Annotated in this window: 11 protein-coding genes; 3 read left to right on the forward strand and 8 right to left on the reverse strand. The window is 63.5% G+C overall.

The features are described 5' to 3' along the window. Positions 1 to 11: 11 nt before the first annotated feature. Both BW940_RS04100 and BW940_RS04105 read right to left on the reverse strand, forming a co-directional pair. Positions 12 to 1,640, reverse strand: a complete 1,629-nt coding sequence (locus BW940_RS04100) for a potassium channel family protein (protein WP_076607918.1) — start codon at positions 1,638 to 1,640, stop codon at positions 12 to 14. Between the two features lie 10 nt (positions 1,641 to 1,650). After that, the gene (locus BW940_RS04105; protein ID WP_076607919.1) at positions 1,651 to 2,655 is read right to left on the reverse strand and encodes an aldo/keto reductase; all 1,005 of its coding nucleotides are present in this window, start codon (positions 2,653 to 2,655) and stop codon (positions 1,651 to 1,653) included. Positions 2,656 to 2,842: 187 nt separating this feature from the next. On the opposite strand from BW940_RS04105, the gene BW940_RS04110 reads away from it, so the two are divergent. Then, positions 2,843 to 3,253: a universal stress protein gene (locus BW940_RS04110; RefSeq protein ID WP_076607920.1), complete on the forward strand. Its 411-nt coding sequence runs from the start codon at positions 2,843 to 2,845 to the stop codon at positions 3,251 to 3,253. Here BW940_RS04110 and BW940_RS04115 read toward each other — a convergent pair whose 3' ends face one another. After that, positions 3,254 to 4,210 (reverse strand): TIGR03557 family F420-dependent LLM class oxidoreductase, encoded by a 957-nt coding sequence (locus BW940_RS04115; RefSeq protein ID WP_076607921.1) that lies wholly within the window; start codon positions 4,208 to 4,210, stop codon positions 3,254 to 3,256. A 131-nt stretch (positions 4,211 to 4,341) separates the two neighbouring features. On the opposite strand from BW940_RS04115, the gene BW940_RS04120 reads away from it, so the two are divergent. Then, complete coding sequence (locus BW940_RS04120; protein ID WP_076607922.1) at positions 4,342 to 5,328, forward strand: ABC transporter ATP-binding protein; 987 nt, start codon at positions 4,342 to 4,344, stop codon at positions 5,326 to 5,328. Next, positions 5,325 to 6,098, forward strand: coding sequence for an ABC transporter permease (locus BW940_RS04125; protein WP_076607923.1), 774 nt, complete (start codon positions 5,325 to 5,327; stop codon positions 6,096 to 6,098). The genes BW940_RS04120 and BW940_RS04125 overlap by 4 nt, the downstream gene beginning before the upstream one ends. Positions 6,099 to 6,154: 56 nt before the next feature. On the opposite strand, the gene BW940_RS04130 is transcribed toward BW940_RS04125, so the two are convergent. The 5 genes from BW940_RS04130 to leuS all read right to left on the reverse strand — a co-directional run bounded on the left by BW940_RS04130 (position 6,155) and on the right by leuS (position 14,049). Further along, a complete protein-coding gene (locus BW940_RS04130; RefSeq protein WP_076607924.1) occupies positions 6,155 to 9,568 on the reverse strand; it encodes a PAS domain S-box protein in 3,414 nt (1,137 codons plus the stop codon). A 64-nt stretch (positions 9,569 to 9,632) separates the two neighbouring features. Next, a complete protein-coding gene (locus tag BW940_RS04135) occupies positions 9,633 to 10,106 on the reverse strand; it encodes a pyridoxamine 5'-phosphate oxidase (RefSeq protein WP_076607925.1) in 474 nt (157 codons plus the stop codon). A 45-nt stretch (positions 10,107 to 10,151) separates the two neighbouring features. Continuing rightward, complete coding sequence (locus BW940_RS04140; protein ID WP_076607926.1) at positions 10,152 to 10,748, reverse strand: DUF420 domain-containing protein; 597 nt, start codon at positions 10,746 to 10,748, stop codon at positions 10,152 to 10,154. 119 nt (positions 10,749 to 10,867) lie between these two features. After that, a complete protein-coding gene (locus tag BW940_RS04145) occupies positions 10,868 to 11,155 on the reverse strand; it encodes a HalOD1 output domain-containing protein (protein ID WP_076607927.1) in 288 nt (95 codons plus the stop codon). 191 nt (positions 11,156 to 11,346) lie between these two features. Continuing rightward, positions 11,347 to 14,049 (reverse strand): leucine--tRNA ligase, encoded by a 2,703-nt coding sequence (gene leuS, locus BW940_RS04150; protein WP_076607928.1) that lies wholly within the window; start codon positions 14,047 to 14,049, stop codon positions 11,347 to 11,349. Positions 14,050 to 14,105: the final 56 nt, after the last annotated feature.

Raw genomic sequence — 14,105 nt, forward strand, 5'->3', positions numbered from 1 at the left:
GGGCTGTGTCGTCACTGGGTAGCAGCGAGAAACCGGTTGACGGTGTCGTCGCTGCCGACAACGATGAGCGCGTCGTCCGCTTCGACGGTGAACTCGGGACCGGGGTTCGGCAACAACTCGCCGTTCCGTTCGACCGCGACGACCGTACATCCAAGCCGTGTGCGGACGCCGGCTTCGTCTAGACTCTGCCCGACGAGTTTGGGGGCCGTCGTGCGGATAATCTCGAACTGTGTCTCCGGTGTGAGGACCTCCTCGTCCTCGAGCAGCACCGACGAGAGCATCCGACCGGTCACGGTCGACAGCGCGAGGACGTATTCGGCACCGGCCCGGTAGAGTTTTCGAACGGTCTCCGTCTCGTTGGCTCGCACGATTACCTCGGTCTCCGGGGCGATTTTCTCGAGGACGAGCGTCGCGTAGATCGCCGTCGTGTCGTCATCGAGCGCGAGGACGACCGACCGGGCGGTCTCGATATCGACGGCAGCGAGCGTGTCCTCGTCAGTGATATCACCGACGACATCGACACCGTCGATTTCGACCCTATCGACGACGGTCTGTGAGATGCCAGCCGTGCTAAGCGTCTCGCTGACAGTCCGGCCGACCTCGCCGTAGCCGCCGACGATCACGCGCTGTGACTGCGCTTGTGAGGGCGAGACCGTCCGTGAGGTCAGTTCCGTAAGCGCGTCGTACTGGCCGGCAACGAGCAAGATCGTGTTCTCGTCGATGACGGTCTCTGGATCCGGTACGGGTACGAATTGGCCCTCGTGCCACATCCCGATCACGTTGATACCCAGTCGGTCACGAATCCTCGACGCTGCGATCGTCTGGCCAGCGAGTTCGCTGTCACCTCTGACGAGGAGTTCGGTGATCTCGAGGCGTTCGCCGAGCTCGATCGTCTCCCGAAGCTCTGCGGTGACTGACAGCGCTGCTTTCCGTGCGAGACTGTGACCGAGGACCTGTCGCGGCCGAACGACGGTATCCGCGCCGGCATACCGGTGGTAGGTCACGACCTCGCTGTCTTCGGCGACGCTGATGATCCTGAGATCGTCCCGGAGTTCCCGCGCCGTGAGGATCACTTCGGGATTTGCCTCGTCGGCGACGTCGATCACGATGGCACGGGCGTCGTCGATGTTTGCTGCCCGGAGCGTCTGTTCTTGCTCCGGATCACCAACGATCGCGTCAATGCCGTCGCCGGTGAGTTCCGTCACCGTCTCCGGGTTGGATTCGATGAAGACGTACGGGATCCCTGCGGCCTCGAGTTCGTTTCTGAGGACGTCTTCGCGTTCCGTATGCGAGCAGATGATGACGTGGTCGGTGAGGTCGGTCGACTCCGCTGGCTGCGTCGCAAGCGCTCGCTGAAAGAGCGGTACGACGAACAGCGGCAAGGCGAGAAAGACGAGCAAGACGCCACTGAGATTGATCCAGATCACGAGGAGGTTCATCCCATCCGTGGTCCAGTCGTCCGCATCGCCACCGAACCCGGCGGTGGTCAGGATTTCGATGACGGTCTGTGCCGACTGGAACACCGTCCGCTGTTCGCCCTCGAACGTTGCCATCCCCCACTGGTAGACGAGACTGTAGACCACCAGAAGTCCGAAAACGGCGACCAGCGAGAAGCCGATTCGTCGCCACCACGTGTTCATCGGTCCACGCTCACGTCTCGTCGGTTCGGGCCGACTCGATCCGTTCGAACTGCTCGTCGTCCAGTTCGAGCTCGATTGCACCGACGTTTTCGGCGAGTTGGTCGGGCGTTCGTGCGCCCACGATCGGAACGCACGTAAATCGATCCTGGTCGATCAGCCACCGCAGGGAGACCTGTGCCGGCGTGGCCTCGAGTTCGTCGGCGACCGACTCGACAGCCTCGAGGACGTCCCAGGCCTGTTCGGTCGCGTAGTACTCTTCGAACATGTCGTCGAGACTCCCTCGCGAGCCGTCGGGGGCTTCGACCGCCCCATCCTCTGTGCGGTCGTACTTGCCCGTCAATAGGCCGCCGCCCAACGGCGAGTACGGACAGACCGCGAGGTCCTGGTCTGCACAGACGTCGAGGTAGTCGCCAACCGCGTCGTAGTGGGCGGCGTTGACCATCGGCTGGGTGACGTCGAAGCGCTCAAGGCCCTCGACGTCTGCGGTCCACAGCGCCTTCGTCAGCTGCCAGGCGGCCATCGTCGAGGCCCCCAGATAGTGGACTGTCCCCTCGCGAACGAGTTCGGTGAGCGTCCGGAGCGTCTCCTCGATCGGCGTGTCATCATCCCAGCGGTGGATGTAGTAGAGATCGAGGTAGTCGGTACCGAGTCGCTCGAGAGTGCCCTCGATCTGGGCGCGGATGTGTTTCCGTCCGAGCCCGGAATCGTTGGGGCCGGGTTCGCCCCGGCCGTCGAAGGGGAAGTAGACTTTCGAGGCGATGACGAGGTCCTCGCGGTCATGGTCGCGGTCGGCGAGCCAGTCGCCGATCCACTGTTCGCTCGTGCCGTTTGGATCGCCGTAGACGTTGGCCGTATCGATGAAGTTGATGCCGTGATCCCAGGCCGCATCGAGCAGTTCGAAGGCTTCCTCGCGATCCGTTTCGATGACGCCGCCGGTCTCGCGGCCGAATCGCCAGGTGCCAAAACAGAGGTTCGAAACAGTCATTCCCGTGTTACCGAGCGTCGTGTACTCCATGCGGGCCGATTCACGTGCAAGGGGCAAAACGGATGTGGAAGCGGCGACCTCGTCGAGTCACTGCCAGCAACGATACCGACTGCTGGCAGTCAGGTCCGGCGCGACCGCGAACCGTCTGCGGGTGCGACGGAACTCGGGACAGCACCCCGTCTGAAACGTTTTACCGGTTCGCGTTCATCTCTAGGGTATGGACCGCGTACTCGTCGCTATTGATGACTCCCGAGAGGCACGTGACGCACTGAAATACGCACTCGAGCAGTTCTCGGACGCCACAATCCACGTCATCCACGTTCCAGAGGTGCCAAGCGTCTCCTTCGATATGGCACCCGATTCGTCGATGACCGACCAGGCGGAGGACCAGGCAGCGGATATCCTCGAGAGTGCACGAGAGATCGCGTCGGAGCGCGGACGGACGGTCGAGACGGACGTCGTGTTCGGTCATCCGGCCAAGGCGACCATTTCCTATGCCGAGGACAACGATATCGAGCAGATCATCGTCGGGAGCCGTGGCAAAGGCGGGATGAAACGGGTGCTCCTCGGCAGTGTTGCAGAGACGATCATCCGCCGGGCGGACTGTCCGGTCACCGTCGTACGCTAATCACCGAAACGCCGGCAGTACCTCCTCCTCGTAGAACTCGAGTGCCAGTTCCTGGTCGGGACCGATCTGGTGGACGTAGACGTGATCGTAGCCGGCGTCGATGGCCTGTTCGATGCTGTCGATGTGAGTCTGCGGGTCCGGATCGGTCGTGGTGCCGGCCTCGGCGACATCCTCGCGATCGACCATTTGGGCCGCCTGCTCGAAGTGGGCTGGCGTCGGCAGTTCCTGTCCGAGTTCGCCCGGGATCGAGCCGTTGGGCCAGTACTCGAGGACGGTCCCGATCGCCTCTGCCTCGGTTTCGGCGTAACAGCCGTGAAGCTGGGTGTATGTCGGCCCGTTGCCACCGGCGTCCTCGTAGGCCTCGACCGGCTGCTTCTTCGGACCGGAACACCACAGCCCGTCGGCGTTTTCGGCCGCCCATTCAGCCGTCTGGGGACCGAACGCGCTCGCGATCGTCGTCGGCTGCTCGTCGGGCACGGTGTACAGTCGCGCGTTCTCGACCGTGTAGTGCTCGCCACGGTGGCTGATCGTCTCGCCGGACCACAGCTTTCGCATGACGGTCATCGCCTCATCCAGCATCTCGAGGCGGACGTCGTGTTCGGGCCAGCGCTCGCCCGTGACGTGTTCGTTCAGGTTCTCGCCCGTGCCGACGCCGAACGTAAATCGGTCGCCGAACAACTCGTCAACGGTCGCGACGGCGTGGGCGACGTTTACGGGATGGATGCGAATCGTCGGGCAGGTGACGCCGACGCCGACGTCGATATCGTCGGTCGCCGTCGCAATCGCGCCGAGCGTCGACCAGACGAACGGCGATTCTCCCTGCTGGGACACCCACGGGTGGAAGTGATCCGAAATCGAGAGGAAGTCGAAGCCCGCGTCCTCGGCGCGTCGGGCGATGTCGACGAGGTCGTTCGGGCCGTGTTCTTCGCTCGAGAGCGTGTAGCCGAGCTGTGTCATGCCGACTCGGTACGGCCAAAGCCTGGGTAACGGTTGAGCCTGCGACGGCAACACCGACGCCGACACCGCGAGCACTCGCGGTGACCAACGAAATCGAACGCCTTACCCGCGCCGCGTTGATACCGGCCCGTATGGAAGCCGAAGCCGTGGTCGAAGCGCAGGGCCTCGAGAAATCCTACGGCGAGACAGTGGCGCTGTCGGGGGCGTCACTCGCCGTCGAGGGTGGCGAGGTCTTCGCGCTAATCGGCCCGAACGGGGCGGGAAAGACGACGCTCGTTCGCGCGCTGACGGGGACGACCGAACCCGATTCCGGGCAGGCACGGATCATGGGCGACTCGCCGACGTCGGTCGATCGCAGCCGGCTCGGCGTGCTCCCGCAGGATTTCTCGCCGCCGGACCGACTCAGCGCCCACGAACTGCTCGCCTACTACGCGGGGTTGTACGACGACGCTCGAGATCCAGACGACGTGCTCGCGGATGTCGGACTGGCTGATACGGGCGAAACGCGGTACGAGGACCTCTCGGGTGGCCAGCAGCGTCGAGTCTGTGTCGGCGCCACGCTGGTCAACGATCCGGACGTCCTCTTTCTGGACGAACCGACAACGGGGATCGACCCCGCCGGCCGACGGACGGTGTGGCGACTGATCGAAGAGCTCGCCGCAAGCGGGACGACGGTCGTCCTCACCACCCACGATATGGCCGAGGCTGAACGACTCGCCGACCGGGTCGGCTTGCTCGCCGCTGGCTCGGTCATCGCCCGCGGGACGCCCGACACGCTCGTCCGCGAGCACGGCGGTGCAAGTCGGCTGACCATCGAGACGACCGCCGATCTCGAGGCGTTCGCCGACCTCGAGTACCCGGTCAGTCAGCCGGAGCGTGGCCGGGGCCGAAACCCCGATAACGCAGTCGTCGTTCGGGATATCGACCCTGCCGCCATCGCCACTGTCGTCGACTATCTCGAGGCCCGGACCATCGTGTACACCGGCCTGACGTGGTCGGAACCCGATCTCGAAGACGTCTACCTCGAACTGGCTGATGAGACGGAACTCGAGGGGACCGATCGTGCTAGCGACGGGGCCGAGGGAACGAATCTCGCACAAGCGGGTGAGACGGCATGAGTCGGCTCGGTCGCGTCCGCGCCCAAACCAGCGCCGGCTGGCGCTCGTTCGTCCGGCGACGGACGGCAGTCTTCTTTACGTTCTTTTTCCCGGTGATCCTGATCGTCATCTTCGGCGCGCTCGTACGAACGGACCCTGCGGGTGGTGGACTATTCGCGGAGCCACCGGCCTACTACGTGCCGGGCTATCTCGCCGTCGTCGTCCTCTTTACGCCGCTCTCGCGGATGGGCAGCGAGGTCGCACGCCACCGTGAGGGTAACCGCTTCGAGAAACTTGCGACGACGCCACTGACACGTGGCGAGTGGCTACTCGCCCAGACCGTCGTCAACGCCGTGATCATCGGTCTCGCCAGCCTGCTTATTCTCGGGCTGGTGGTCGCCCTGACAGGCGCCGAGATCGCCTTCTCGCCGTTTTTGCTCCTCTACATCCTCGTCGGCGTCGTCGCCTTCTGTGGTGTCGGGGCGATACTCGGCAGCTACACCGACTCACAGGACGGCGCTATCGCCGCCAGCAACGCCATCGCGCTCCCCCTGCTGTTCCTCTCGGAGACGTTCATCTCCCTCGAGCAACTCCCCGGCTGGTTCGAGCCGTTCGTCGACCTCTCGCCGCTGACGTACTTCGCTCGCGGCGTTCGGGCGGCGACCTATTCCGATGCGGAGTCGGCCGCAGTCGCCGGGATTGATCCCGTGATTGCGAACCTCGGGATTCTCGCCGTCGTGGCAGTGATCGTGTTTGCGATCGGTGCGTGGTCGATTCCACGGACCGATTGAGCGCTCGGTGCGGGCGAGTTCGCCTCGAGTTTCGGCGATGATGGCGGCTCAAGTCGTCAGTCGTGCTCCGTCTCGTCTCCGTCATCGACTGCTGGCAGCGTAAACGAAAACGTCGATCCGTCGCCCGGCTCGGAGTCGACCCAGATCTCCCCGCCGTGGCGCTCGACGATACGCTTACAGAGTGCCAGTCCAATGCCGTTTCCGGATCCCTCGTCGACGGCATGAAGCCGCTGGAAAATCTCGAAAATACGGTCCGTCGCTTCGGGATCGATTCCGATACCGTCGTCGCTGACCGAAAGCACCCACTCGCTGCCAGCACGGTGGGCCGACACGTCGATTCGTGGCGGCTCGTCACCCGCGTACTCGATCGCGTTCGAAAGCAGATTCTGAAAGACCTGTCGCAACTGGTTCCCGTCACCCTCGACACGGGGCAGCGAGTCGGCGGTGAGGTCGGCGTCGTACTCATCGATCTGGACGCCCAAATCCCGGCGAACGTCCGCAAGCACGTCGTCGAGATCGATCGGTTCGAACGGCTCACCCCGCGTTTCGATCCGGGAGAACTCGAGCAGGCCATCGATCATCTCTCGCATCCGCTCGGCGCCGTCGACGGCGAACTCGAGGAACTCCTGACCGTCCGCATCGAGCTCGTCGCCGTACCGATCGTCAATGAATTGGAGGTAACTCGAGACCATCCGTAACGGCTCCTGGAGGTCGTGGGAGGCGGCGTAGGCGAACTGCTCTAAGCGTTCGTTCGATTCCTCGAGGCGGCGGCGGTACTCCTTTCGCGGAGTAATATCCTGTGCCATGAGCATCCCGGCGAACACGTCGCCCTCACCGTTGCGAACAGGCAGTGTATACACGAGAAGATCTCGGCCGTCGTACGCGAACTCAAACGTGTGTTCCTCGCCCGCCAGTGCGGCTCGGAACTTCGGCTCGACGTCGTCGACGATGTCGTCGGGGTACCGATCGTAGATGTGGGTGCCGATCAGCTCCGACCGGGAGACGTCGCGCTCGTCAAGCATCTCGCCGCCGACAAGCGTGTACCGGAGGTCGTCGTCGAAGAGGGCGACGGCCCCGTTGGGGAAGTGATCGACGAGGGTTCGGTAGCGCTGTCTGCTCTCCTCGAGTTTGCGCTGGTGGGCTTGCCGTTCGGTGATGTCCCGGACCACGCCAATTCGTCTTCGGTTTCCGGATTCGTCGTCGACGTGGGTCGTGATCGTGGCTTCAGTCGGTACCCAACTGCCGTCTGCCGTCTCAAGTTCGGCCTCGAGTTTTGTCTCGCCCGGTTTGGGGGCCAGCGTTTGTGCGCGTTCGATCACGTTCTCGTCGACGACGAGCGAGGCGTGTGCCCCGAGTAACTCCGCACGCGAATAGCCGGTCAACTCGGCGTACGCCCGATTGACCATTGTGAACCGATTGTCGTCGTCGACCGTGTAGATGCCGTCGTCGACCGCCTCGACGATCGTTTCGTACTTCGCCAGCCGCCGCTCGCGTTCCTTGCGCTCGGTAACATCGACGTCGATGCCGACGATGCCGACGACCGTCCCTTCGTCGTAGACAGGCACTGCTCGAGCGTGGATCCAGCGCAGCTCGCCGTCATCGGTGACGATCCGGAACTCCTCGTCATAGTCGGTTTCGGGGAGGCCCGTGTACGCGTCCCGAACCCGCTCGCGATCGTCCGGGTGGACAACCTCGAGAAACGAGAGCGCGTCCTCGTACAGCGAGTCGCGACTGCGGCCGTAGACGTCCTCGTACGATGGATTGATGTAGAACAGGGCTTCCGGATCGGCACCGGCCAACCAGATGGTCTCGTCGAGGTGTTCGGCGAGCGTTCGGAACTGCTGTTCGCGCTCCCGAAGATCGGCCTCCATCCGCTTGCGCTCCGTCACGTCTCGAGTGACGCCGACACGCCCCGTTTCATCGTCCATCTCGAACAGGACAAACTTGTTTTGCACGCTGTGAGTTTTGCCGTCCGGTCCAGTGATGGTCGTCTCGAACGCCACCGAGTCGACCGTCCCGTCGACGAGCTCCTGCCATTCTGTCTCGTCCGTGTCGACGAAGCGCTCGCCGAAGAAGACGGAGCCGTGAGATCCAAGCAACTCTGTCCGTGTCAGTTCCGTCATCGACACGAACGCGTCGTTGACGAAGACGAAGCGACCCTCGCCATCGGTGACGTAGACACCGTCATGCACCGTTTCGACGATACTTTCGAACCGTTTTAACTGTCGTTGTCGTGCCTTTCGCTCGCTGACGTCCCTGAAATACACCGACAGTCCCGTCCCTGAGGGATAGACGTTTACCTCGAGCCAGGCGTCGGCGACGTCGGAGTACTCCTCGAACGAGACCGGCTCCTGGGTCGCCATCGCGCGCCGATACTCGGTCTCGAACTGCGTGCCGATGGCGCTCGGAAGCGCCTCCCAGACGTTCTTGCCGACCAGGTCCCGATCCTCGACGTCGAGCAGCGTCGCGGCATGTTCGTTGACGTACGTGTAGTTCCAGTTTGGATCGATCGCAGTGAACGCGTCGGTGACTCGATCAAGCATCGCCTCGAGTTCGCTCTCGAGGTGTTTTCGCTCGGTAATGTCTCGGACGACGCCGACTCGTTTCTCACTGCCGTCGTCTGCAGCGATGATATCGAACCGGCTTTCGACCGTCCGTGTCCCGTCCGACCCGGCGATGATCGTCTCCTCGAACACCGGACTTTTCGAGCCGCGGGCTGCCGCCCATTTTTCGGCCTCGATGGTGTCGAATTCCTCGCCAAACACGTCTACCGATGGCTTGCCGCGTAGCTCGGATCGGGTAAACCGGGTCAACTCGGCGAACGACTCGTTTACCAGCTCGAACCGCTGTTGCTCGTCGACCACGTAGATACCGTCGTGGGCCATCTCGGCGATCGTCTTCGTTCGCCTCACCGCTTCGTCCCGGCGTCTGTTCGCCTGCTCGCGTTCAATCGCCGACGCGAGAACGGTTGCGACAGATTCGACGAACGCGACCTCGCCTGCATTGAACGCACGTCGACTCGTCGTCTGCACGCTGAGGATTCCCCACGGCTCGTCGCCCGATCCGACAACGACGCCGACTCCGCTGACGACGTCGCGATCGAATTGGGAGTCCGAATCTCCAAACCGGTCGTCGGTCCGGTGATCGGTAACGACGGTCGACTCGCCCGTTGCGAGCGTGTAACCCGCCAGCGAGTCGAGGTCCGCGGCGACCGTCGTCGGTTCAACGGAGTCGTCGCCGGCTTCCCGTCCACAGCCCCCTCGACACCGGAACCGGTCTTCGCCGGGCACCGTCTCGAGAACGGTACACGAGTTCACCGCCAGCGTCGTGGCCACCGTTTGCGCCACATCCCGGAACAGCCCCTCGAGGTCGGCACACTCGAGCGCCCGATTCCCGAGGTCAGCGACGACCCGCTGTTGGCGAACGCAACGCTGGAGTTCCGCTTCAGTACCGGTGGACGACGAATCCATTTCGTTTGAGCTACTCGCCAGTCGACCCTAAAGGCTCCCCTCGGAACACGGGGCAGTGTGCCCGCTACGCTCGCGTCCCAGTATCACCCATCCGATCCGCGTAGTCCCAGCCGTACACCACCGCGGGCTCGATCGTGACCGTCACCTCGTCGCGTTCCTCACGGAGCAGATTCCGTGCCAGCGCCGACTCCGTCCCGACGTGGTAGCGCTCGAGGAGCGCCCGCAGCGTCTCCTTTTCGGGATCCGGCTCGATCGTCGCGGTTCCTCGCCCCCTGACGCCCATGTACGGCGGGTCGTTCGTCGACACCTCGAAGGCGACCTCGGATTCGGCCTCGAGAAACGAGACGATGTCTGCCCCAGCCGACGTGGCACACTGTAGCCGCCAGTCATCACCGTCGGATGCGTCCTCGAGTCGATACCACAGCGAACACATCCAGAGGTGATCCTGTGGGGTCCGACAGGCGACTCTGATCGGGGCTGTCGTCTCCTCGAGGACGTCGGTGATCGCCGACCGTGAGAGGCTTCCGCGAACGTGCATGGCTATGACAACGGACTCGAGGGCTAAAATAGCAACCCGGCGCAGTCAGACCAGCGGGAGAATCATGAACTCGTAGCTGAAGATGTGGTTGAGCATCAGATAGGTGACGACGCCTAACACGAGACTCAGGATCCACGACCCGGCAGCGATACGGCCGACCTTCGCGTGGGCCGTGTTTCGCAGCTCTGCTGGGGTGTGGGTCAGCCCGAGGATCAGCGCGTAGAGGACGACCGGCACGGCGAGGATCGAGAGGATGATGTGGATCGCGAGCATCGCGAGGTATGCGTAGTAGTAGAGATCCGGACCGACGAAGTACTTCTCGCCGCCGCCGCCGACTCGCAGGAGGTAGACGACCAGAAACAGCAAGATCAAGGTGAACGCGCCGACCATTGCGAATCGGTGCTTTTCGACCTCGCCAGTCCGAATCCAGTACCAACCGGCGACCAGAAACACCGTCGCGGTCGCGTTAATCACCGCAATCGCGTGCGTGAGCGCATTAATTTGCGCAATCGTGAGATCCGGATAGATCGGCAGATCGAGGACGAACGTACCGATCACTAACGCGTAACCGACGATCGTCAGAAAGATCGTCGCCCCGATCGGCCGCTCTCGAAGCTGTCGTCTCGCGTCGGCGGTTGCCATTATCGGGGGTTAGGACAGGTCCCGTATTTGTCTTGCTGTTCTCGATTATGAACGTCGGGTACGGTTACAGGTATCGAACGGCAGAGAACACCACTCTGAGACCCCTCGTCGATAAACTGTCAGTCGGTCGCCTTCTCGAGTGAGACCGTGCCGTTCCGTTCGACGGTGACGTCGTAGCCACAGAACGGAAACGAGACCCGTCCACCCGGTCGCGGTGTGCCGTCGGCTCGAGGCGCAAAGAGGAGATCGAGCGCCTCGGGATCGATAGCGGCGTGTAGCGATTCATAAGCCGGTGGACGCACCTGTCTGGCCGGAATGTCCTCTGCGTCGGCGATGGCTTCGACGACTGCCTGGCTTGGCTCGTTCCGATGCGATCTATCGGCGTGATCGCCGCCCCCCTCAGTCATATTACCACTGTACCAAATCCGTTGAAATAAAACTGTCTTTCTTGGCTGGATGTTTGACAGGACCGTCCCCGTCGGGTTTTGATATCAGGGTGTACAAATCGGTATATTCGCTGTGTCTGGGGAGAGCGAGTCGAGATCTGCGCTGTCGCCGTCTCCTCGAACACGGGTCATCTCGAGGGCGTGACTGGCAGCTAGCTGATGTAAATCGCTGGCTTGCCCGGTCGGCTGTTGCCGGCCACGTCGTCGCCATCGGTCGCCCGACGGACGACGACATCGGCGTCGAACTCGTCGGTGAGCAGCCACGCGCTCCGCTCTGCGATCGCCAATTCGTCCTCGGCTCCGAGGAGTTGTTCGAGCTCTGTCCGTCCGACTTGATCGGCCAGGTCGACGACGAACGGTGCGACGGTCTCGCGATCGACCTCGAGGTCGGCCGTCAGCACGCGGTCGACGAGCGAGCCGGTATCGACGTCGTCGGCCATCTCGTCGGCGGCGTCGGCGACAAGCCGCGCCACGTCGTACTTCCAGTCCTGGGCGACGACGAGTTCGATCCGCTCCGGTTCGTCGATCGCGGCGACGTCGACAATGTCACGGACGTCCGCGAGCGTCGACTCGACGAGTTGGCGCTCGAGTCGGTACTGGCTCACGTCGCGTTCGGCCGTCGGCCAGTCGGCTTCGACGACCAGCCCCTCGCCACGCAGTTTGTTCCACAGTTCCTCGCCGAGGTGGGGTGCCATCGGCGAGATCAGGGCTGCGAGTGTCAGCAGGCCACGTCGGTAGATCTCCTCGTGTGGCTGGTCATAGGCCCGGTAGCGCCGGAGCAGTCGTGCCAACTCCTGGATTTCCGTGGCGGCTCGGTGGAACCGGAACCGCTCGTACTCGTCGGTTACTGCAGTGATCGTTCGATCGATCTCGCGGGCGACGTACTCGTCGTGTGCTCGCGTCTCGACGCGGGTATCGCTTTCCTCGACGAACGTGGCGGCCATGTCGTAGAGCGTCTGCTGGAGGTCGTAGGCTCCGCGGACGTTGTTCGCGGTCCACTCGAAGTCCTGTTCGGGGTGGGCCGCCGAGAGGACGAACAGCCGCGTCGTCTCCGCGCCGTACTCCTGGGGCGCGACGACGTTGCCCTTCGAACTGGACATCTTTTCGCCGTCGTACAACACCGTCCCCTGGCTTTTGAGCTCCGTGATGGGTTCGCGCCGATCGAGCAGGTCCAGATCCGCGAGCGCGCGCGTGAAGAATCGCGTGTAGAGCAGATGGAGGATCGCGTGCTCCTCGCCGCCGACGTAGACGTCGACTGGCAGCCACTCGTCGGCCAGTTGGGTGTCGAAGGGCGCGTCTTCGAGGTCGGGCGAGAGGAATCGCAGGTAGTACCACGAGGAGTCGACGAACGTGTCCATCGTGTCCGTCTCCCGGCGGGCCGGGCCGCCACACTCCGGACACTCGGTCTCGCGGAACGATTCGTGTTCCTCGAGCGGGTTCCCCGTCGTGCGGACGAACTCGGGGAGTTCGACCGGCAGCTCCTCGTCGGGCACGAGCACGTGACCGCAGTCCTCACAGTGGACGACCGGGATCGGCGTCCCCCAGTAGCGCTGGCGGGAGATCAGCCAGTCGCGCAGCCGGTAGGTGACGTCGTCTTCGAGGGCGTCGTGGTCGGCAACGATCCGCTCTCGAGCCGTCTCGCTCGCCACGCCGTCGTACTCGCCGCTTGCCTCGAGGACGCCCTCGCCGGTGTAGGCCTCGTGTTCGAGGTCGAGGCTGGCGTCGCCATCTGAGTCATCGGGGACGATGACGCTCTCTATTGGTAACTCGTGTTCGCTGGCGAACGCGTGGTCGCGCTCGTTGTGGGCGGGCACGCCCATCACTGCGCCAGTACCGACGTCCTCTAAGACGTAGCCGGCGACGTAGACGGGGAGTCGCTCGCCCGTCAACGGGTGGTGTGCCATTCTATCGGTTTCGATCCCCGACGTCCCGACCTCACTCGGATCGCGCTCGCGGACGTCCTCGATGTAGTCGGCTACGTCGTCGTCCGTGTCGGCGAGTGCTCGAGCGAGGTCGTGGCCGGGCGAGACCGCGAGATAGGTCGCCCCGTGGATCGTCTCCGGTCGGGTGCTGAAGACGTCGACGTCGCCGTGGTCGTCGACCTCGAACGTGATCCGTGCGCCCTCCTGTCGGCCGATCCAGTTGCGCTGGATCTCGCGGACGCCCTCGGGCCACCCCTCGAGGTCCTCGAGGCCGTCGTGGAGTTCCTCGGCGTAGTCCGTGATCGTGAAAAACCACTGGTCGAGTTCGCGCCGGCTGACGGGGGTCTCACACCGCCAGCAGACGCGTTCGACTTCGCCGCTCGCTGCCTCCGAGGTCTCACTGCGTTCGACCTCGCGCTCCTCGACTTGTGCCGCGGCGAGGACCGTCTCGCAGTCGGGACACCAGTTAACTGCTGCCGAGTCGTACTCGACGAGCCCCGCCTCGTAGAGGCGTTTGAACAGCCACTGATTCCACTGATAGTACTCCGGCTCGCAGGTCGTAATCTCGCGAGACCAGTCGTAGCCAAAGCCCATGGTCTCGAGTTCCTCGCGCATCCGGCGGATACACGCCTCCGTCCAGGATCGTGGGTCGGTCTTGCGCTCGAACGCGGCGTTTTCGGCGGGAAGGCCAAACGCGTCCCAGCCCATCGGATGGAGGACGTCGTCGCCTTGCATCCGGCGATATCTCGAGTAAGCGTCGGTGATCGCGTAGTTACGAACGTGGCCCATATGCAGCGTTCCAGACGTGTACGGAAACATTCCGAGGACGTAGGTCGGGTCGTCGGCATCCTCGGGCAGCGCGTAGACGTCGTCGCGCTCCCAGACGTACTGCCAGAACTCCTGGACTTGCGCGTGATCATAATGGTTCGTCATAGTAGCGAGCAGTCTTGGGGAGTACTGGGTGTGCCGGCTATTTTATTGTTCGGCTC

Source organism: Natronorubrum thiooxidans (assembly GCF_900156475.1).
GTDB classification, from domain to species: Archaea; Halobacteriota; Halobacteria; order Halobacteriales; family Natrialbaceae; genus Natronorubrum; species Natronorubrum thiooxidans.

Coding starts and splice junctions, on each gene's coding strand:
- BW940_RS04100 (WP_076607918.1), bottom strand. CDS start 1,640: ATGAACACGTGGTGGCGACGAATCGGCTTCTCGCTGGTCGCCGTTTTC.
- BW940_RS04105 (WP_076607919.1), bottom strand. CDS start 2,655: ATGGAGTACACGACGCTCGGTAACACGGGAATGACTGTTTCGAACCTC.
- BW940_RS04110 (WP_076607920.1), top strand. CDS start 2,843: ATGGACCGCGTACTCGTCGCTATTGATGACTCCCGAGAGGCACGTGAC.
- BW940_RS04115 (WP_076607921.1), bottom strand. CDS start 4,210: ATGACACAGCTCGGCTACACGCTCTCGAGCGAAGAACACGGCCCGAAC.
- BW940_RS04120 (WP_076607922.1), top strand. CDS start 4,342: ATGGAAGCCGAAGCCGTGGTCGAAGCGCAGGGCCTCGAGAAATCCTAC.
- BW940_RS04125 (WP_076607923.1), top strand. CDS start 5,325: ATGAGTCGGCTCGGTCGCGTCCGCGCCCAAACCAGCGCCGGCTGGCGC.
- BW940_RS04130 (WP_076607924.1), bottom strand. CDS start 9,568: ATGGATTCGTCGTCCACCGGTACTGAAGCGGAACTCCAGCGTTGCGTT.
- BW940_RS04135 (WP_076607925.1), bottom strand. CDS start 10,106: ATGCACGTTCGCGGAAGCCTCTCACGGTCGGCGATCACCGACGTCCTC.
- BW940_RS04140 (WP_076607926.1), bottom strand. CDS start 10,748: ATGGCAACCGCCGACGCGAGACGACAGCTTCGAGAGCGGCCGATCGGG.
- BW940_RS04145 (WP_076607927.1), bottom strand. CDS start 11,155: ATGACTGAGGGGGGCGGCGATCACGCCGATAGATCGCATCGGAACGAG.
- leuS (WP_076607928.1), bottom strand. CDS start 14,049: ATGACGAACCATTATGATCACGCGCAAGTCCAGGAGTTCTGGCAGTAC.